This window comes from Arthrobacter sp. TMS2-4 (genome assembly GCF_054511075.1).
Genome location: NZ_JBTNDI010000002.1, coordinates 115,235 through 135,308, shown reverse-complemented (window position 1 = coordinate 135,308; position 20,074 = coordinate 115,235). Strand labels below are relative to the sequence as shown.

Below are 20,074 nucleotides of genomic sequence, written 5' to 3'. Positions count from 1 at the left end.
GCGGGCCCTGCCCATTTCCGGATGGCTGCGCGCCTACATGTACTGGGCGGCGGCCTTCGATCCCCGCGACATCAGGACCCCGCCGGCACCGCCGAGCAGGAGCAGCGCCCCGAGCAGCAGGGCCTGCTGGTTCCCGAAACCGGTGGAGGCGAGACCCTTGGAGGTGTTCGCCGCATCGGAGGCAGGCATCGCTGCGGGTGCCGTGACGGTGGTCCCGGCGGACGCGGCCATCAGCGTGCCGGGCGTGACCGCGGTGCCCGCCGTGATGGTCCCGGCCGTAGAGATACCGGAGGGAGTGCCGGACGTGGCGTCCGTGCCACCGGCGCCATTGTCGCCGGCTTCTTCGGTCACCGGACTTCCGGGGACCGGAGCAACTGGGACTCCAGGGCTTCCCGGCGTCACCGGGGTGGTGGGCCCGTTCGGGGCCATCGGCGTCGCGGGCGTATTCGGGGTCGACGGGGTCGACGGGGTCGACGGGGTCGACGGGGTCGACGGGGTCGACGGGGTACCCGGGGTCACGGGCGTGCTCGGGATGCTCGGGATGCTCGGGATGCTCGGAGCCGAGGGTGTCGTCGGGCTGCCCGGCACATCCGGTGTTGCAGGAGTCTCTGGAGACACCGGTGTTTCTGATGTCGCACCGCATTCGGTGCTGCTGTCACCGAGCACGGCCACGGTGTTGCAGCCGACATTCACCGGCACCACGACCTCCGGTGCAACCACGTTGCCGTCCAGGATCCCGCCCGTGAGCAGACCACCGGCCGAACCGTCTGTCGAGCCCGTCGAGTCGCCGGTGCTGCCACCGGAGGCTCCCCCGGCGGTCTCACCATTCGAGCCCGTCGTGCAGTTTGAGGCACTGTCACCGAGCACGGCCACGGTGTTGCAGCCGACATTCACCGGCACCACGACCTCCGGTGCAACCACGTTCCCGTTCAGGATCCCGCCGGTCAGCAGACCACCGATCAAACCGTCTGTCGAGCCCGTCGAGCCGCCGGTGCTGCCACCGGAGGCTCCCCCGGCGGTCTCACCATTTGAGCCCGTCGTGCAATCCGAGGCACTGTCACCGAGCACGGCCACGGTGTTGCAGCCGACATTCACCGGCACCACGACCTCCGGGGCAACCACGTTGCCGTCCAGGATCCCGCCCGTGAGCAGACCACCGGCCGAACCGGCCGAACCGGCCGAACCGGTCGAACCGGTCGAACCCTCAGCCCCGCCGGTGCTGCCACCGGAGGCTCCCCCGGCGGTCGACCCGGTCGAACCAGCGGTCCCGGTCGCCGCCGAATCGCCGAGCACCGCGACCGAGTTACCGGACACATCCACCGGCACCACAACCTCCGGGGCGACCACGTTGCCGCCGAGAATCCCGCCGTCGAGCAGACCACCGGTCGAGCCCGTCGAGTCGCCGATGCTGCCACCGGAAGCTCCCCCGGCGGTCGACCCGGTCGAACCAGCGGTCCCGGTCGCCGCCGAATCGCCGAGCACCGCGACCGAATTACCGGACACATCCACCGGCACCACAACCTCCGGGGCAACCACGTTCCCGTCCAGGACCCCGCCGGTCAGCAGACCACCGGTCGAACCCTCAGCCCCGCCGATGCTGCCACCGGAAGCTCCCCCGGCGGTCGACCCGGTCGAACCGCCGGTCCCGGTCGCCGCCGAATCGCCGAGCACCGCGACCGAGTTACCGGACACATCCACCGGCACCACGACCTCCGGGGCAACCACATTGCCGTCCAGGACCCCGCCGTCGAGCAGACCACCGGTCGAGCCCGTCGAGTCGCCGATGCTGCCACCGGAGGCTCCCCCGGCGGTCGACCCGGTCGAACCGGCGGTCCCGGTCGCCGCCGAATCGCCGAGCACCGCGACCGAATTACCGGACACATCCACCGGGACCACGACCTCCGGGGCAACCACGTTCCCGTCCAGGACCCCGCCGTCGAGCAGCCCGCTGTCCACGCGGCCGAGGGTGGGTCCGGCTGCGAGGGACCCCTCGACCAGAGCGGCGGTCTCCTCGATGATCGAGCCGCTCGTCGTGCCGGAGGGCAGGGGAACCGTGATGACGGCTCCCAGCCCGGCGTCGACCGTCGGGCTTTCTGTCGCTGACAGGTCTGCCGCCGTGGCGGTCCCTGCTCCGAGGACGACGACGCCCCCGGCCAGGAGGACTCCGTAGAGCCCGCGCTGAATACATGTACGCATGATGTTCTCCTGTGAATCGAAGTGGTGTAGCGGCGCCCATGGCGCCGAGGGCCGTCAGCCGCGCAACGAGGGCGTGGCGAGGCCACCACTAGTCAGGAGATGAACCGGGCTCGTAACTCGGGCCTGCGGGCAGGCCCGACGACGTGGAACCGCGCGTGATCCCGCCCAGGACCGGCAGGGCCGCAAAGGCCGAACCACTCAATGCGGCGAGTGGTGCTGCCGCGCCCCCGCCCGTCATGGACGACGGGACACTCCCGGACAGTGACGGAACCCCGGGCAGGGCGGGGGTCTCAATGACGGCCGGAGCCGCGTGCGCGGAGGCCGCCGCGGAAACCGTCGGGACGAGCGCTGCGGTCGAAGCGTCGGGGGAGATCCCTGCAGCGGCAAACCCCGTCGGCGAGGCCTCCCCGCTCGTAGCTCCGGCCGTACCCGCGGTGCGGGCAGGAACATCGTCGCCGACCGCAGAAGCCTCCGAGGCAGGGGCGATGAGGTCGTCGGCGGACGGAATCGTCCGGGGTTCGACCGCCACCCGATCGGCGTCGGGAAGAATATCCTCCGCGCTCGAGGGCAGAACCGGAGCCGGGGCGGGAGCGGGCACTACCGGCACTTCCGGCACTTCCACTACGGGAGCAGGCACTACCGGCAAGGACACGACGGGATCGGGCAGGCCCAGTCCGGGCAGCGGGACGACGACGTCGACGACCGGGTCGATGATCTGCACCACGGGCGCGGCCACCTCGAGCACCGGCGCAGTGACGCCGCCCACCGCGTTGTCGACGACGCCGGTGATGGGAGCCGTCACCCCGGTGACCGCGCCTGCGGGGACAACCGCCCGGACGATCGGCACCTCGGCGACGACGCCGTCGACCAGGGTTGTCACGGGTTCGAGGACCGTGCCGGCCGGTGTGCTCGCGACATCGGGGACATTCATGACGAGGTCGGGCAGCACGGGGACGGTCTGAAGGATGGACGTCGCGTCCGACGCCGGCACAGCGGCGACGTGCTGCAGAGGGTCGGTGAGCGGGGACAGTGCGGCGGGTACTCCCGTCGGACCGACGGTCGCGGTGACCGAACCGAGCAGGCCAGGACCGGCAGGTGCTTCGGCCGCGGCGGCCGTGGACGCACCGAGGGCCATCAATCCCATGGTCCCGGTGGCTGCGAGAAGCAGAGCACGCATGCTGGAGGAGAGAGACCGACGCTCGTGACCGTTCATCGCACTACACCCCCCCAGGCTGAGACCTTTCCAAAACCCTAAACCTCCTGAGCATCTCCTGTAAACAGTTCCCGCACGACGAAGCCGCTGTACCGCGTGAGCGGTCCAGCGGCTTCGTGGTGCGGGTGGTGCCTACGTGGCGAGGATTGCCAGGACCTCGGACAGCTTCGCCGAAGGACGCATCACCTCGGTCACCTTCGTGACGTCGGGGTGGTAGTACCCGCCGATGTCGACGGGTGATCCCTGAACGGCGAGCAGTTCGGACACGATGGTGTCCTCGTTGCCGGTCAGTGCCTCGGCCACCCGGGCGAAGCTCTCCGCGAGCTCGGCGTCCTGCTCCTGCCGGGCCAGTTCCTCGGCCCAGTAGCGGGCGAGGAAGTAGTGGCTCCCCCGGTTGTCGATCTCGCCGACGCGGCGGCTGGGCGACTTGTTCTCGAGCAGGAAGGTGCCCGTCGCCCGGTCGAGCGTATCGGCGAGGATCTGCGCGCGCTTGTTCCCCGTCGTCGTCGCCAGGTGTTCGAAGCTGACGGCCAGGGCGAGGAACTCACCGAGGCTGTCCCAGCGGAGGTGGTTCTCCTTCACGAGCTGCTGCACGTGTTTCGGAGCGGACCCACCGGCGCCGGTCTCGAAAAGTCCGCCGCCGTTCATGAGGGGGACCACGGAGAGCATCTTGGCGCTGGTGCCCAGCTCGAGGATCGGGAACAGGTCGGTCAGGTAGTCGCGCAGCACGTTGCCGGTGACGGAGATGGTGTCCTCGCCCCGACGGATGCGCTTGAGGGTGAAGGCCGTGGCGTCGACGGGGGTCATGATCTCGAGCGTGACGTCGTCGGTCCCGTGCTCGGCCAGGTACTCCCTGACCTTCGTGATGAGCTTCGCGTCGTGGGCGCGGTCCTCGTCGAGCCAGAACACGGCGGGCGTCGCCGAGGCGCGCGCGCGGGTGACCGCGAGCTTCACCCAGTCGAGGATGGCGGCGTCCTTGGTCTGGCACGCACGCCAGATGTCGCCGGCCTCGACGTCGTGCTCGATCAGGACGGTGCCCTCGGCGTCGACCAGCTGCACCGTGCCTGCGGCCTGGATCTCGAAGGTCTTGTCGTGGCTGCCGTACTCCTCCGCGGCCTGGGCCATGAGGCCCACGTTCGGGACGGTGCCCATGGTGGTCGGGTCGAAGGCGCCGTTGGCCCGGCAGTCGTCGAGGACCACTTGGTAGATGCCGGCATAGCTGCTGTCCGGGATGACGGCGAGCGTGTCCGCCTCCTTGCCGTCCGGTCCCCACATGTGGCCGGAACTGCGGATCATGGCGGGCATGGACGCATCCACGATCACGTCGCTCGGCACGTGGAGGTTGGTGATGCCCTTGTCCGAGTCCACCATCGCGATAGCGGGCCCGTCCTCCATGCCCCGGGCGATCGCCTGCTGGACACCCTCGCGGACGTCCTCGGGAAGCTTGTCGAGGCCGCCGAGGATCGAGGCCAGGCCGTTGTTCGGGCTGAGGCCGGCGGCGGCGAGCTCGGTGCCGTACTTCTCGAACAGCTCGGGCAGGAAGGCGCGGACCACATGGCCGAAGATGATGGGGTCGGAGACCTTCATCATGGTGGCCTTCAGGTGCGCCGAGAAGAGCACGCCCTCCTGCTTCGCCCGGGTGACCTGGGCCTTCAGGAAGTCGTTGAGGGCGGCAGCGCGCATCACGGTGCCGTCCACCACCTCGCCGGCGAGCACGGGGATCGAGCCCTTGAGGACACCGACGGTGCCGTCGGCGGAGACGTGCTGGATCGAGATGGTGCCGTCCGCGGGGATGACAACGGACTGCTCGTTGGACCGGAAGTCGTCGCTCGTCATGTGTGCGACGTTGGTCTTCGACTCCGGCGTCCAGGCACCCATGCTGTGTGGGTTCTGGCGGGCGTAGTTCTTGACGGACGCAGGAGCCCGGCGGTCCGAGTTGCCCTCGCGGAGCACGGGGTTCACGGCGCTGCCCTTGACCTTGTCGTACCGCGCGCGGACGTCCTTCTCCTCGTCCGTGGACGGGTGATCCGGGTAGTCCGGCAGCGCGTAGCCCTGCCCCTGGAGCTCGGCGATGACCGTCTTGAGCTGCGGGACGGACGCGCTGATGTTCGGCAGCTTGATGATGTTCGCTTCCGGCGTCTTCGCCAGTGCCCCGAGCTCGGCGAGTGCGTCCGCCTGTCGCTGGTCCTCGGTGAGGTGGTCACCGAAGAGGGCGATGATGCGCCCGGACAGCGAGATGTCCCGGGTCTCCACCTCGACGCCCGCCGTGGACGCGAACGCCTCGATGATCGGCAGGAACGAGTAGGTGGCCAGCATCGGCGCTTCGTCGGTGTGGGTGTAGATGATTTTGGCCATGGGTTGGCGTCTCCCTGGGGTGCTCTGGCGTTGTGTCGGTGGTTGGGGGTTGCCCTTCGGCTCTAACCTACCGCGCTTCCGTCGGACTCCGTCGGGCGGACGTCGAAGGACGGCGCGGGGCGGACGTCGAAGGACGGCGCGGCGGCGGCCGGCGGGTCGGTGTCAGTGGAAGAAGTGGCGCGCGCCGGTCAGGTAGAGCGTGACGCCGGCGGCGTTCGCGGCGTCGATCACTTCCTGGTCGCGCACCGATCCGCCGGGCTGCACGACCGCGCGGACGCCGGCGTCGAGCAGGATCTGGAGGCCGTCGGCGAAGGGGAAGAAGGCATCCGACGCCGCCACGGACCCGCGGGCGCGCTCGGCGCCGCCGAGGGTGTTGGCGCGCTCGACGGCGAGCCTGCACGAGTCGACCCGGTTGACCTGGCCCATGCCGACGCCGACGGAGGCTCCGTCGTGGGCGAGCAGGATGGCGTTGGACTTGGCGGCGCGGCACGCCGTCCAGGCGAAGGCCAGGTCCGCGAGCGTCGCGTCGTCGGCGGCCTCACCTGCAGCCAAGGTCCAGCCCGACGGGTCGTCGCCGTCCGCGTCGAGGGCGTCGGCGACCTGCATGAGCACGCCGCCGGAGACCTGACGGAACTCGACCGGGTTGCGCGCGTAACCCTCCGGCAGGGTCAGGAGCCGGATGTTCTTCTTCTGGGAGAGGATCTCGACGGCCTCGGCGGAGAACGCCGGGGCGATCACGACCTCCGTGAAGATGTCCTTCACGGTCCGGGCCATGCCTGCGGTGACCTCACGGTTCGCGGCGATGACGCCACCGAACGCCGAGACCGGGTCGCAGGCGTGGGCCTTGGCATGCGCGTCGGCGATCGGGTCCTCGGCCCCGGCCGACCCGACGGCGACGCCGCACGGATTGGCGTGCTTGATGATCGCGACGGCGGGCTCGTCGAAGTCGAACGCTGCGCGCAGGGCGGCGTCGGCGTCGACGAAGTTGTTGTAGCTCATGGCCTTGCCGTGCAGCTGGTCCGCCTGCGCGATGCCCGGCGTCGCACCCTTCTCGACGTACAGCGCGGCCTGCTGGTGAGGGTTCTCGCCGTAGCGCAGCACCTCGGACCGCTCGAGGGCGAGTCCCGCGTAGCCGGGCCAGGTGAATCCGTCCTCGACCTCGAACTGCGCCGCGGTCCAGGACGCGACGGCGGTGTCGTAGGCGGCGGTGTGCGCGAAGGCGAGCGCAGCAAGCCGGCGTCGTGCCGTGAGGTCGAAGCCGCCTTCCGCGGCTGCGGTGACCACGTCCCCGTACCGAGCGGGATCGACGACGACGGCGACGGACGGGTGGTTCTTCGCCGCGGACCGCACCATCGCCGGTCCGCCGATGTCGATCTGCTCGACGACGTCGTCGGGCTGCGCCCCCGAGCGCACGGTCTCCACGAAGGGGTACAGGTTCACGACCACGAGGTCGAACGCCTCGATGTCGAGTTCGGCGAGCTGGTCGATGTGCTCCTGGCGGCGGCGGTCGGCGAGGATGCCGGCGTGGACCTTGGGGTGGAGCGTCTTCACGCGGCCGTCGAGGGTCTCGGAGAAACCCGTCACCTCGGAGACCTCGGTGACGGGGACACCCGCGGCGGCGATCCGCTGCGCGGTGGAGCCCGTGGAGACGATGGACACTCCCGCGCGGTGGAGGCCCTGCGCCAGCTCCTCCAGGCCGGTCTTGTCGAACACCGAGATCAGTGCTCGGCGGATGGGGACACGGTCGAGGTGGGGCAGGCTCACGCAGATCTCCGTAGGTCGCTTCGCTGGGGTCGCCCTCCAGTCTATAGGCGCGCCCCGGCCGCTTCCCCGGATGACGCCGCGTGCTTCGGACGGCAGGAGATGCGTACAGTTCTCGCAGTACACCACCCCCCTCCCCGAAGGCAGCATGAGCACCGACACGCAACTCCCCACCGGCGACCAGGTGGTGCAGGACCTCCCCTGGCGCTGGAAGGTCCAGGGGAAGATCTTCCTCATCGGCGGCCTCGGCTTCATGTTCGACGCCTGGGACGTGACCCTGAACGCCTACCTCATCCCGCTGCTGATCGGCGACTGGGGGATCGCCCCGGGCCAGGCGGCGTGGATCGCGACGTCGAACCTGATCGGCATGGCCGTGGGCGCGTTCGCGTGGGGATCCGTCGCGGACCTGATCGGCCGCAAGAAGGCTTTCGTCCTCACCCTGCTCGTCTTCTCGGTCTTCACCGTGCTCGGGGCGTTCTCGCCGGACATCGTCTGGTTCTGCGTGTTCCGCTTCCTCGCCGGCTTCGGGCTGGGCGGGTGCATCCCCGTGGACTACGCCCTGGTGGGAGAGTTCACCCCACGCCGGCAGCGCGGCCGCGTCCTCACGGCGATGGACGCGTGGTGGCCCATCGGTGCATTCCTCTGCGGTGTGGTGACGACGGCGGTGGTCGCGAACGGGGGTGACTGGCGACACGCGATGCTCGTGCTGGTGCTGCCCGCCCTCCTCGTGTTCTGGGTACGTCGCGGCGTCCCGGAATCGCCGCTGTACCTGGTGCAGCGCGGCCGGCGCGACGAGGCCCGGGCCGTCATCGACGACCTGGTGGAGCGGACGGGCGCCGAGAAGCGGACGTGGCGCCTGCCGGAACCCGAGGAGACCCCGAAGCTCTCGATCGGCAACATCTCCGGCCAGCTCACGGGCCTGTGGCGCTTCAACTGGCGCATCACCCTGACGGCCTGGAGCCTGTTCCTCACCATCCTGCTGGTCTACTACGGGGCGCTGACCTGGATGCCGCGCATCCTCATCCAGTCCGGCTACGAGCAGTCGGTCGCCTTCATCACCACCACGTACATGACAGGGGTCGGCTTCCTCGGCGTGGTCGCCGCGGCCCTGCTGGTGGAACGCGTGGGCCGCAAGTGGCTGCTGGCGATCACCGGCCCGGGATCGGCCGCGCTGCTCGTGGTGTTCGCGCTGACCCTGGACCTGCCGGCCGTCGCCACGGCCTGGCTGCTGGCGTTCGGCTTCGTGGTGCAGGTGGCGATCCCCGTGCTGTACACCTACGTGTCCGAGCTGTACCCCACCGAGCTGCGGGGCAGCGGATTCGGCTGGGCGTCGACCATCTCGCGCATCGGCGCGGGCCTCGTGCCATTGATCTTCGGCACCCTGCTGTGGCCCGTGCTCGGCCTGCCCGCCACGTTCGCGCTCATCGGCGGCCTCGTGGTCCTCGCCGTCGTGTTCATGGCGTTCAACGCCCCCGAGACGAAGGCCGCGCGGCTGCGGTGACCCGGGCCCGGATACACCGGGCCCGGGCGCACCGGGTCAGGACTCGGGCAGTTCCGCGTCCGGTGTCTCCTCGAGGGAGAGGACCTTCCAGGCGCCGTCGGTGAACCGGACGGTCGCCGTGTAGACGGTGCCCTCGGGAGAGAACGGGCGCTGCGTGACGATCGAGCCGTCCTCCGCGAACTCGGTGTACGCGTCGGGGTTGACGGGGATCAGTGCCGTGACGTCGGCGCCTTCCACCACGTCCTCCTCCGGCGTGGTGAGGTAGACGTTCTCCGCCTTGGGCTGCCCGCCCAGCACCCATCCGCCGTCCTCGTACACGGAGTGCAGCCGCTCGGCCTCGGCCTGCTCCGCCTCGGCACCGTCCACGTGCTCGAGCAGCGCGGCGTCGTCCCCGGTCTGGAGGACGTAGGCCTTCATATCGAAGTAGTAGTAGAGGAACGCCCGCGCGCCGTCGGCGCCCGGGTCCCCGACCAGCTCGTTGGTCGCGGGCTTCGGGATGTTGGCCGCGGGGCCGGATGAACTGGCGGGCGACGGCGACGCGTCGGCCGGGGTGGCCGGCGCGGTCGAGGAAGTGCCCCCGCAAGCCGTGAGGGCCAGCAGGGTGAGGGCGGTTGCCGCAAGGCGGGGGAAGGTCATGGTGGTCCCAACGGTGCTCGACGAATCAGTAGTGGCCTGAGGCCACTACAACCTTAGCGGCGCGCGGGAATAGTTTTCGCGTAAATTGCGCGCGGAGGATTGACTCGCCGTGTGACGTCAGACACGCTGGTGCCTGACCCCCGAAGGAGACCCCGTGAAACCACGCCACGCCACCGTCGTCGTGCTGACCGCCCTTGTGGCCGGTTCCGTCGCTGTACCGCCCGCTTTCGCCGCCCCGAAGAACCCCGCAGACTCCTCCTCCTCCGCGTCGGCCCAGCATTCGCTGCGCTCCGCGGTCACGGACGAGAACTTCTACTTCGTCATGGCCGACCGCTTCCAGAACGGCAGCACCGCCAACGACGACGGAGGACTCGGCTCCGACCCGTCGGTATCAGGCTTCGACCCCACCCGGAAGGGCTACTACAACGGCGGCGACCTCAAGGGCCTGCTCCAGGAGCTCGACTACATCCAGGGCATGGGCACCACCTCCATCTGGCTCACACCGAGCTTCAAGAACCGCGCCGTGCAGCCCGAGGACAACTCGGCCGGCTACCACGGCTACTGGATCACCGACTTCACGCAGATCGATCCGCACCTCGGCACCAACGAGGACCTCAGGACGCTCATCGACGCCGCCCACGCGCGCGGGATGAAGGTCTACTTCGACATCATCACGAACCACACCGCGGACGTCATCGGCTACGACGCCGGTGAGCGCGCTCCCTACATCTCCAAGGACGAGGAGCCGTACCGCGACGCCGACGGCACCGCGTTCGACGACCGCGACTACGCGGGCACCGGCACCTTCCCCGCGCTCGACGCCGAGACCTCCTTCCCGTACATCCCCGTGGTCCCGGAGGCCGACAGGAACCTCAAGGTGCCCGAGTGGCTGAACGACCCCACGCTCTACCACAACCGCGGTGACACGACCTTCGCCGGCGAGGACGCCTACTACGGCGACTTCTTCGGCCTCGACGACCTCTCCACCGAGCACCCCGTGGTGGTGGAGGGCATGATCGACATCTACAAGACGTGGATCGCCGACTTCGGCGTGGACGGCTTCCGGATCGACACCATGAAGCACGTCAACGACGAGTTCTGGCAGGAGTTCGGCCCCGAGGTGCTCTCCTACGCGCAGGAGCAGGGCAAGGACGAGTTCTTCATGTTCGGCGAGGTCTTCGACACCACGAAGTCCTTCACCTCGCAGTTCACCACGCGCAACCGCATGCAGTCGGTCCTCGACTTCCCGTTCCAGGCGGCCGCCCGCGGCTACGCCTCGCAGGGCGCACCCGCGACCGACCTCGAGCGCTTCTTCGCCGGTGACGACTGGTACACCGACGCCGATTCCAACGCCTACAGCCTCCCGACGTTCCTCGGGAACCACGACATGGGCCGGATCGGGGGCTTCATCGCGAGCGACAACCCGGGCGCGGCCGACGACGAGCTGGTGTCACGCGACACCCTCGCCCACGAACTCATGTACTTCTCGCGGGGCAACCCGGTGATCTACTACGGCGACGAGCAGGGGTTCACGGGCCCCGGCGGTGACCAGGATGCGCGGCAGACGCTGTTCGCGAGCCAGGTCCCCGAATACCTCGACGACGACCTGCTGGGCACCGACGCGACGCACGCCACGGACACCTTCGACGTGACCCACCCCCTGTACCAGGGCATCAGGACGCTCGCCGAGGTCACCGCGGAGCACCCGGCCCTGCGCAACGGCGCCCACCAGCACCGGTACGCCTCGGAGGGACCGGGCATCTACGCGTTCTCCCGGATCGACGCGAAGGACCAGCGCGAGTACGTCGTGGCGCTGAACAACAGCACCGAGCCGAAGACCGCAGCGATCCCCACCTACGCCGGCAAGCGCACGTTCGGGCTCGTCTACGGCGACGCCCCGAAGCACGCGAAGTCCGCGGCCGACGGCGCACTCACCGTCACCGTCCCCGCCCTGTCGACGGTGGTTTACCAGCTGGCGGGGAAGGTCCCGCACTCCAAGGCCGCGCCGGCGATCAGCCTGCAGCAGCCGGCGCCCACCGCCGAGGACAACGGACGCATGAGGGTGGCCGCCGACGTCGCCGGGTCCTCGTTCTACGAGGTGACGTTCGAGGCCCGCACCCCCGGCTCCGGGTGGACGGGCATCGGCACGGACGACAACGCGCCGTACAGCGTCTACCACGACACCAGCGCCCTGCCGGCCGGTGCAGCCGTCGAGTACCGCGCCGTGGTCCTCGACAACGGCCGCCACACGCGGACCTCGGCCACGGCGGCGGCCTCCGTGCCGCAGCCACGCCTGGTGATGGGCTCTCCCGCCGAGGGCACGCAGGTCTCGGGTGACGTCGAGGTGACCGCCTCCGCGAGCCCGGAGAACTCCGAGTACGCCGTGACCCTCGAGCGGAGCATCGCCGGAGGGGCGTGGACGCCCATCGGCACGGACGACTCGTCGCCGACCTACACCGCCGTCGACGACCTCGCGGCCCTCGACCTCCCCGAAGGCACCCAGGTCCGGTACCGCGCCGTGCTCGGGACGTCGGTGAGTGACGTCCGGACCGTGACGGTCGGCTCGGTCATCGAGCAGCCCGGCACCGTGGCCGTCGCCGGCAGCCTCGATTCCGAGCTGGGCTGCGGCGGGGACTGGGACCCGGCGTGCGACCAGGCGCAGATGACGTTCGACGACGCCTCGCAGACGTGGCTCCTCGAGGTCGCCGACCTGCCGGCCGGCACCTACGAGTACAAGGCGGCCCTCAACCGCAGCTGGACCGAGAACTACGGCGCCGGCGGCGGCCGCGACGGCAGCAACATCGTGCTTCAGCACGCGGGCGGTCCGGTGACCTTCGTGTACGACCACCGCACGCACGTGATCACCACGCGCTGACGCATCGGCACTGACACGACGACGGCCGGGACCGCGGGGTCCCGGCCGTCGTCATGTGCGGGAGGCGACGAGGAGCCTAGAGCCAGTCGTTCCGCTTGAAGGCCCAGTAGAGGCCGCCGCCCATCGCGACCATGAGCAGCAGCGCGAACGGGTAGCCGAACCCCCAGTGCAGCTCGGGGATGACATCGAAGTTCATCCCGTAGATCGAGGCGATCAGGGTCGGCGCGAAGAGGATCGCCGCCCACGAGGAGATGCGCTTGACCTCCTCGCCCTGCCGCAGCGACGTCTCGGTCAGGCGGGTCGTCTCCTCGTTCTGCCGCTGGGCCACGAGGGTGGAGTGGACCGTCAGGGCGTTCTGCAGCAGCGCGCGGAACGTGTTGACCCGCTCGACGACGCGGATCACGTGGTCCTGGACGTCCCGGAGGTTGCGTGCGAGTTCGTCGTCGATCCGGTACTTGTCGGATCCCCGGAGCAGGGTGTCCATCATCGCCTCCAGGGGCTGCGTGGCGCGCTGGAACTCGATGACTTCGCGGTGCAGTTCGTAGATCCTCCGCGAGACGTCCGGCGCTCCCCCGAACAGTTCGTTCTCGATCTCGTCGACGTCGTTCTCCAGCCCCAGGACGACGGGCCCGTACTCGTCCACCACCTGGTCGAGCATCGCGTAGAGGACGGCCTGCGGGCCCGCCCCGAGCAGCTCCGGGTCCGCCTCCAGCCTCCGCCGTACGATCCCGAGGTCCGGTGACTCCGCATGCCGGATGGTCACCACGAAGTCCTGGCCGATGAAGATGTGCAGCTCGCCGAACTCCACCTTCTCCTCTGCGTCGAGGTAGCGGGCGGGCCGCAGCACCACGAACAGGGTGTCCCCGTAGTGCTCGAGCTTCGCACGCTGGTGTCCGTTGGTGGCGTCCTCGACGGCGAGGTTGTGCAGCCCGAACTCGGTCTCGACCGCCTGGATCTCGTCCCGTTCGGGGCGGTAGAGGCCGATCCAGCCCATGCCGCCGCTGTCCCGCATGAGCTCGAACGTCTGGTCCAGTGTCTCGGGTTCGATGCGCTTCTTCCCGCCGACATAGACGGCGTTCGCGACGAGCGGCATATCAGGCGCCGTCCGCGGTGGGGCCCGCGGGATCGCCCGCCAGGCCGGCGAGGGTCTCGATCAGGAGCCGGCGCTCCTCGACCTTGATCCGCTCGTGGAGCGTCTCCTCGGTGTCGTCGGGCAGGACGGCGACGGCTGCCTGGGCGAGGATGGGGCCCGTGTCCACCCCCGCGTCCGCGATCATCACGGTGCAGCCCGTCACCTTGACGCCGTAGGCGAGGGCATCACGCACCCCGTGGGCGCCCGGGAAGCTCGGTAGGAGTGCCGGATGGGTGTTGAGGTACCGGTCGGGGAACGCGTCGAGGAAGGTCTGGTCGACGATCCGCATGAACCCCGAGGACACGACGTAGTCCGGCCGGTGGGCGGAGACGGCCTCGGTGAGGGCGCGGTTCCAGTCCGCCCGCTCACCGTACTGCCGGAAGTCAACCTCGAACGTCGGGATCCCCGCAGCGGCCGCACGCCGGACGCCGCCCGTGCCCGGGCGGTCGGCCCCGACGGCGGCGATGGTCACGGGGAGACGGCCCTCGCCGACGGCGTCGATCACGGCCTGGAGGTTCGATCCGGAGCCGGAGACGAGGACTACGATGCGCATGACTCAACTCTAGGGTCTCGCCTCGCCTAGGGTTGAACCATGGCGAGGCGAGGAACCACGAGGCAGCAGGACACCGACGCGGCCGGACCGCGAGGTCCCGGCGCCGGCCCGACGGCACCCGACGACGCCGCGACAGCGCGCGCGGCGTCCGCCCGGCTGTGGCTACGCCTGTTCGTCGTGGCACTCCTCGGGGCGGCGCTGACCAGCAGCCTGGTGCTGCCGTGGAAAGTGGTCGCGCTGGTCCTGGCCCTGTTCGCCCTCGCCGCCGGCGTCGTCGGCCTCGTCAAGGCCATCGGCGCGAAGCTGCCCCGGTTCGTCGTCCTTGTGACATCCCTGGGTCTGGCCGCCGCGCTGTTCCTCACCGCGGGTACCGCCGCATCGGTACTCCTCTGGCCGATCACGCAGACCTACGAGGACTGCATGTCCCGCGCCCTCACCCTCCAGGCCCAGCGCGACTGCGAGGACGGCCTGAGGAGCCTCGACGGGTTCGGCGGCACGTAGGACCGAAGGGTCCCCTCGGGGCTCAGCGCCTCCGCGGCTCCCGCTCCAGCAGGGGACCGAGGGCGTGCCCGAACAGGGCGCCGATGGCCACCTCCAGCGCGAGCCACAGGCCGACCGACAGCGGGTCCGGCCCGAGGTCGGTGAAGCGGCCCAGGCCGAGTGAGGCGCGCGAGAGCAGCGCGACGCCGGCGCCCATCAGCCCGGCGGCGATGCCGATGAGGGCGGAGAGTGCGAGGGTCGACGCCGTCGCGGTGAGCCACCGTCTGCTGCTCTGCAGCACGAGCCACTCGTCGAAATGGTTCTCGCCCTCGCGGAAGAACCACCAGCCCGCGAGGAGACCGCCGAGGACCGGGATGGCCAGGGCCGCATACCCGTACTCGAGCGTGCCCGCCGGGAGCGCACCGAGGACGGGCACCGCCGGCAGGGGGCCGACGGTGCTCGCGAGCGGGGTGAGGGAACTGCCCGTGCCGAGCGCGAACCCCGCACCCGTGGACCAGGACAGCGTCCACAGGGCGACGTTGGGCAGGAGCCCGAGCTGGAGCAGGGTGATCACGGTCGCACCGGCGATCCCGCCGTCGATGCGTTCGTAGATCGCGGCGATGCCCGCCCAGTTCAGCCCGATCGCGACCGCGAGCAGCGCCGCCGACAGGCACGCGGCGACGAGCACGGCGATGAAGCCCGACCGGACGATCGACCACGCATAGGACCCCGCCCAGCGAGAGTGCTGGCTGGCGCGGCCCACCCAGGCCGCGAAATCCACGCCCACCAGGCGACTCCAGGCACCCGCCTCACGGTAGGCGCCGGTGATCAGCCCGATCCCGGCGGACACGGGAGGGATCAGGGCGCCGGCCAGGAGCGGCACGGAGGCGTCCGGGGTGCCCGACACGTACGCGATCCCCGCGCCGATCGCTGCATAGGTGACCAGGGCGCCGAGCAGCGCCTGCCAGAGCTGGTCGGTGTAGGACGCCCGGGCCAGGCGGCGCCCCGCACGCCAGGCGAGGAGGAGCGGTACGAGGATCAGGCCGAGGGGAACCACGTGCAGCAGTCCGGACGCCGCCTCCGTGCCGGCAACGCCCGGGGGGAAAAGCAGCACGAGGGGCACCCCGTGCATGAGGAGCCAGCCCTGGCCCGCGAGCCGGGCGGCGGACTCCGCGGTCCGGTCCGCGAAGCCACCGGTGAGCCACACCGCGGCGACCGGGAGCACCACGAGCAGGGCCGAGATCACGGCGGCCTGTCCGAGTTCGAGCACCCCCTGGAGCCACAGGGGCATGGGAAGGGCACGGGGCTTGGTGGGGATTTTCATCCCTCCCATGGTGCCACCGCCGCGGACACGCGCGGCCCACCGACGCGGGCTGGACGGCGCCCGACGAGGGTGTGGCGCCGGTCACCCGAGAATGTCGACGAGGCCCTTGACGACCGCGAGGCCCGCGCCGATGAACGCGATCACGATGACGAACAGCCGCGCCTGGTGGTCACGGACGAAGCGGCCGAGCTTCTCGCCGGCGAAGATGCCGGCCACGATGACCAGGCCGATCGCGATCCACATCCACGGCGCGAGGACGGGTGCCTGGGCCGGGTCGAGCAGCAGTTTCGTCACGATGGTCACCGATCCGATGCAGACGAAAAAGGGCTGGAGCGTCGCGGCGAAGGGGCGCTGTGGCCAGCGTGCGAGGAGGGCGTACGCGCTGACGGCCGGGCCCCCGACCCCTGCCATCGAGTTGGTGACGCCGGCGGCGAAGCCCGCGACCGCCTTCGGCGTGTTGCCGCGCACCACGACGTCGGAGCGCTGGAGCACCAGGGAGACGGTCAGCGCCACGAGGACGACGGCGCCGACCGTGACCGACAGCGGCGCGGACGGGAGGGCCACGGCGAGGAACGACCCCGGGATGGAGCCGAACAGCGAGGGGACGACGAGCCAGCGGAACATGCTCCAGTCGATGTCCTTCCAGACCCGGCCCACGATGATCGCCGAGGACACCACGCCGCAGAGGTTCACGAGGAGAACCCCCTCGTGCGGTCCGAGGATGATCACGAGGAACGGGGCGATGAGCAACGCGAACCCCAGGCCGGCGATACGCTGCGCGATGGCCCCCATGAGGATCGAGGCCAGCACGATGCAGAAGATGCCGAGAGTCACCCCGCCACAGTACGCCCAGGCAACCATCAGGCTCTCCCCTGCCGCCCCACATGACGGCGGTACGCTGGGCCCATGACGGCCCTCACCAGCGCACTGGCCACGGCGGACTGGCGCCGGCGCGTCTTCCGCCTGTACGACGACGTCCGCGAGCACGCCGCCTCGGCGTCGCCCGAAGCCGCACACGCCACGTGGCGGGACGGCCGTGACGCGCTGTTCCGCACGCACCCGGCGTCGGCCCTGCCGGACGCCGCGAGGGAGTCCTTCGCCGGGCTGGCGGTGGCGCCCTACGATCCGGCCTTCCGGTTCGAGGCGGAAGTGGACGACGAGGGCGCGGGGCAGGCGATGAACGTCGCGACCGGCACCGACGGCGTCGTGCCGTTCAGCCGCCTCGGCAGCGTGCTGCTGCCCGGCCTCGGGAAGCTCGCCCTCTGGAGGCTCGGCTCCTACGGCGGCGGATTGTTCCTCCCGCTGCGCGACGGCACGTCGGGCAGGCCCGCGGGCACGTACGGCGGCGGACGCTACGTCCTGGACACCGTCAAGGGTGCCCACCTGGGCGAGGGGCGCCAGCCCGGGCGCCTCGTGGTGGACCTGAACTTCGCCTACAACCCGTCCTGCGCCTATGACGAGGCGTGGGCCTGCCCGCTGCCGGGCCCGGACAACCGGCTCGCCGACGACGTCCCGGTGGGCGAGCTGTACCGGGACTACGGCACGGGACGATGAGCGAGGACCCGTTGACGATGCAGGCGCGGTGGCGCCGCCGTTCCGAGATCCCCATGATCCTCGCCGCGGTCCTCTACCTCGTGGCGTACTCGGCCCAGGTCGTCGGAGACCCGGACCCGATCGAGGCCCGGCTCCTCGAGACCGTCATCTGGGGCGTGTGGGGCCTCTTCCTCGCCGACTACCTCGTGAGCCTCTGGCTGGCGCCCGCGCGGAGCCGGTGGTTCCTCCGCCACCTGCACGAACTCGTGATCCTCCTGCTGCCCATGCTGCGCCCGCTGCGCCTCCTCCGACTCGTCCCCCTGCTGCGCGTCCTCAACCGCTCCGGCGGCGATGCCCTGCGCGGACACATCGTCCTCTACGTCGTCACCGCCATGACGGTGCTCGGGTATGCGGGGGCGCTCGCGGTGCTCGACGTCGAACAGGACGTCCCGGGCGCGACGATCGTGACGCTCCCCGACGCGCTGTGGTGGGCCCTGACGACCGTGACGTCCGTGGGGTACGGCGACTACTACCCCGTCACGGGCGCCGGGCGACTCGTCGCGGCGGGCCTGATGATCGGCGGGATCGGGGTACTCAGCGCGGTCACGGCGGCATTCGCCTCCTGGCTCGTGGAGAACGTGGCGACGGCCAGTGGGTCCTCCACCGGTCGCGCAGAGCCCGGGGCGGAGGACACGCGGGTCCACGACCAGCTCGCGAGCGTCAGCCTCCAGATCGACACCCTGACACGCCAGCTCGCCCATGGCGCCCACCGGGAACGGAGCGGACCGGAGTAGCCCGGACCGGGCGGTCAGCGGGCACGGCGGCGGCCCGATCCGGCCCTATCATAGGACCACACCCACCCACTCTCCGGAGGCTCCGATTACAGACACGGCCGCTCAACACGACATCTACTTCGGCGCTCCCGAGCCGGAGAACGAAGCGGAGATCCTTGAGTCGGCGTCCCGCGCGGCAGTGGCCCGGCTCGAAGGCCGTGCGGACATCACGACCGTCAAGCGGCGCTTCACGCTCATCAACCAGGACCGTACGCCGCACCAGGCGATGGTCGAGGACCTGCTGTTCATCCGCCGTGCACTCGACGACGCCGGCATCGAGTTCCTGCTGGTCCGCGGCAACGACGAGCGGCCCGTGATCGCCGTCGACCTCGATGACCGAGAGCGACTGCGCACCGCGCTCGTGGAGGCGTGCCGGGACGAGCCGTTCTACTCCCGCACCGTGGACACCAAGCGCCGCACCACCCTGCTGGTGGGCGACGGCCAGCTCTCGAGCAGCGGCAAGGCCCGCATCTTCCGCCTGTTCCGGCCTCGCATCGAACCCCTCGGCGGACTCGCGTACGGGCCGTCCGCCGGCGTGCAGATCGAACTGTGGGCCCTCGGGGAGAGCGCCATCGAGCTGCCGGTGGAGAACTCCCTCACGCGCCGCACCCTCCCCGCCGCCGAGGTGGTGCGCGGCGAGGTGGAACGCCACGGCCTGCCCTGGCCGACGATCGACAACATGTTCGCCGATCACGCCACGGACATCGACTTCGACATCGACCTCGTCTTCTCCTGGGTGGACGGCAGCAGCCCCGAGTACCGGGCGGCGCGCGCGGCCCGCATGGAGGGTGTCGTGGTCGGCGAGGGCGACGACCACGAGGCCCGCTTCCGGCAGATCGACGAGCTCAAGTACGCCCTGCGGTCCGTCTACATGTTCGCGCCCTGGGTCCGCCGGATCTTCATCGCGACCGATTCCGACCGCCCGGCGTGGCTCGCCGACCACCCCTCGGTCACGCTCGTGCGCTCCGAGGACCACTTCAAGGACCCCTCCGTCCTCCCGACGCACAACTCGCAGGCCGTCGAGGCGCAGCTCCAGCACATCCCGGGCCTGTCCGAGCACTTCCTGTACTCCAACGACGACATGTTCTTCGGCCGCCCCGTGGCCCCGGACATGTTCTTCTCCCCCGGCGGGGTCACGAAGTTCATCGAGGCGGACACGCGCATCGGCCTGGGTGACAACGACGCCGAGCGCAGCGGCTTCGAGAACGCCGCCCGCGTGAACCGCCGCCTCCTGCACGAGCGCTTCGGCCGCATCACCACGCGGCACCTCGAGCACACCGCCGCCCCCCTCCGGAAGAGCGTGCTGCTGGAGATGGAGGCGGAGTTCGCCGCGGAGTTCCAGGCGACGGCCGCCTCGCGGTTCCGTGCCAAGGACAACATCTCGGTCACCAACTCGCTGTACCACTACTACGCCCTGCTGACCGGCCGCGCCGTCACCCAGGAGATGGCGAAGGTGAAGTACGTGGACACCACGATGAGGTCCGGGCTCAAGAGCCTGAACAAGATGCTGGACAAGCGCAACCAGGACTTCTTCTGCCTCAACGACGGCAGCTTCCCGGAGGTCCCGGCCGAGGAGCGGGCCCACCTCGTGACGGACTTCCTCGAGAAGTACTTCCCGGTCAAGGCTCCCTGGGAGGTCTAGGTCCCGCCGCGGGGTGTCGGGGGCGCGTGCCAGACTGACG

At 70.3% G+C, this 20,074-nt stretch carries 15 protein-coding genes; 6 read left to right on the top strand and 9 right to left on the bottom strand.

The window, feature by feature from the left end; all coding sequences use genetic code 11:
• Positions 1 to 33: 33 nt before the first annotated feature.
• From ACX80F_RS03865 to purH, 4 genes are all read right to left on the bottom strand, one after another.
• Positions 34 to 2,196: a hypothetical protein gene (locus ACX80F_RS03865; protein ID WP_459335073.1), complete on the bottom strand. Its 2,163-nt coding sequence runs from the start codon at positions 2,194 to 2,196 to the stop codon at positions 34 to 36.
• A gap of 88 nt (positions 2,197 to 2,284) precedes the next feature.
• The gene (locus ACX80F_RS03860; protein WP_459335072.1) at positions 2,285 to 3,373 is read right to left on the bottom strand and encodes a hypothetical protein; all 1,089 of its coding nucleotides are present in this window, start codon (positions 3,371 to 3,373) and stop codon (positions 2,285 to 2,287) included.
• A gap of 168 nt (positions 3,374 to 3,541) precedes the next feature.
• Positions 3,542 to 5,764 carry an NADP-dependent isocitrate dehydrogenase gene (locus tag ACX80F_RS03855; protein ID WP_459335071.1) on the bottom strand — a complete coding sequence of 741 codons (2,223 nt, stop codon included), beginning with the start codon at positions 5,762 to 5,764 and terminating at the stop codon, positions 3,542 to 3,544.
• Between the two features lie 162 nt (positions 5,765 to 5,926).
• Complete coding sequence (purH, locus tag ACX80F_RS03850; protein ID WP_459335070.1) at positions 5,927 to 7,528, bottom strand: bifunctional phosphoribosylaminoimidazolecarboxamide formyltransferase/IMP cyclohydrolase; 1,602 nt, start codon at positions 7,526 to 7,528, stop codon at positions 5,927 to 5,929.
• 145 nt (positions 7,529 to 7,673) lie between these two features.
• Between purH and ACX80F_RS03845 the strand changes: the two genes are divergently transcribed.
• On the top strand, positions 7,674 to 9,026 hold the full coding sequence (locus tag ACX80F_RS03845; RefSeq protein ID WP_459335069.1) for an MFS transporter: 1,353 nt from the start codon (positions 7,674 to 7,676) through the stop codon (positions 9,024 to 9,026).
• Between the two features lie 36 nt (positions 9,027 to 9,062).
• On the opposite strand, the gene ACX80F_RS03840 is transcribed toward ACX80F_RS03845, so the two are convergent.
• Entirely contained in the window at positions 9,063 to 9,662 is a 600-nt protein-coding gene (locus ACX80F_RS03840; protein WP_459335068.1) for a DUF6318 family protein, read from the bottom strand.
• Between the two features lie 154 nt (positions 9,663 to 9,816).
• Here ACX80F_RS03840 and ACX80F_RS03835 point away from each other — a divergent pair, with 154 nt between their 5' ends.
• Complete coding sequence (locus ACX80F_RS03835) at positions 9,817 to 12,537, top strand: alpha-amylase family glycosyl hydrolase (protein WP_459335067.1); 2,721 nt, start codon at positions 9,817 to 9,819, stop codon at positions 12,535 to 12,537.
• Between the two features lie 76 nt (positions 12,538 to 12,613).
• Here the strand turns inward: ACX80F_RS03835 and ACX80F_RS03830 are convergent, their stop codons facing one another.
• Both ACX80F_RS03830 and purN read right to left on the bottom strand, forming a co-directional pair.
• Positions 12,614 to 13,630 (bottom strand): magnesium and cobalt transport protein CorA, encoded by a 1,017-nt coding sequence (locus tag ACX80F_RS03830; protein WP_459335066.1) that lies wholly within the window; start codon positions 13,628 to 13,630, stop codon positions 12,614 to 12,616.
• Between the two features lies 1 nt (position 13,631).
• Entirely contained in the window at positions 13,632 to 14,222 is a 591-nt protein-coding gene (gene purN / locus ACX80F_RS03825; protein ID WP_459335065.1) for a phosphoribosylglycinamide formyltransferase, read from the bottom strand.
• A 39-nt stretch (positions 14,223 to 14,261) separates the two neighbouring features.
• Between purN and ACX80F_RS03820 the strand changes: the two genes are divergently transcribed.
• Entirely contained in the window at positions 14,262 to 14,723 is a 462-nt protein-coding gene (locus tag ACX80F_RS03820) for a hypothetical protein (RefSeq protein ID WP_459335064.1), read from the top strand.
• Between the two features lie 22 nt (positions 14,724 to 14,745).
• On the opposite strand, the gene ACX80F_RS03815 is transcribed toward ACX80F_RS03820, so the two are convergent.
• Both ACX80F_RS03815 and ACX80F_RS03810 read right to left on the bottom strand, forming a co-directional pair.
• A complete protein-coding gene (locus ACX80F_RS03815) occupies positions 14,746 to 16,026 on the bottom strand; it encodes a cell division protein PerM (RefSeq protein WP_459335063.1) in 1,281 nt (426 codons plus the stop codon).
• Between the two features lie 81 nt (positions 16,027 to 16,107).
• Positions 16,108 to 16,860 (bottom strand): TSUP family transporter, encoded by a 753-nt coding sequence (locus ACX80F_RS03810; RefSeq protein WP_459335062.1) that lies wholly within the window; start codon positions 16,858 to 16,860, stop codon positions 16,108 to 16,110.
• 72 nt (positions 16,861 to 16,932) lie between these two features.
• On the opposite strand from ACX80F_RS03810, the gene ACX80F_RS03805 reads away from it, so the two are divergent.
• The 3 genes from ACX80F_RS03805 to ACX80F_RS03795 all read left to right on the top strand — a co-directional run bounded on the left by ACX80F_RS03805 (position 16,933) and on the right by ACX80F_RS03795 (position 20,034).
• A complete protein-coding gene (locus ACX80F_RS03805; protein ID WP_459335061.1) occupies positions 16,933 to 17,580 on the top strand; it encodes a DUF1684 domain-containing protein in 648 nt (215 codons plus the stop codon).
• Positions 17,577 to 18,353 (top strand): potassium channel family protein, encoded by a 777-nt coding sequence (locus tag ACX80F_RS03800; protein WP_459335060.1) that lies wholly within the window; start codon positions 17,577 to 17,579, stop codon positions 18,351 to 18,353. Before ACX80F_RS03805 ends, ACX80F_RS03800 begins: the two co-directional genes overlap by 4 nt.
• 265 nt (positions 18,354 to 18,618) lie before the next feature.
• Positions 18,619 to 20,034, top strand: a complete 1,416-nt coding sequence (locus ACX80F_RS03795) for a stealth family protein (protein ID WP_459335355.1) — start codon at positions 18,619 to 18,621, stop codon at positions 20,032 to 20,034.
• Positions 20,035 to 20,074 lie beyond the last annotated feature (40 nt).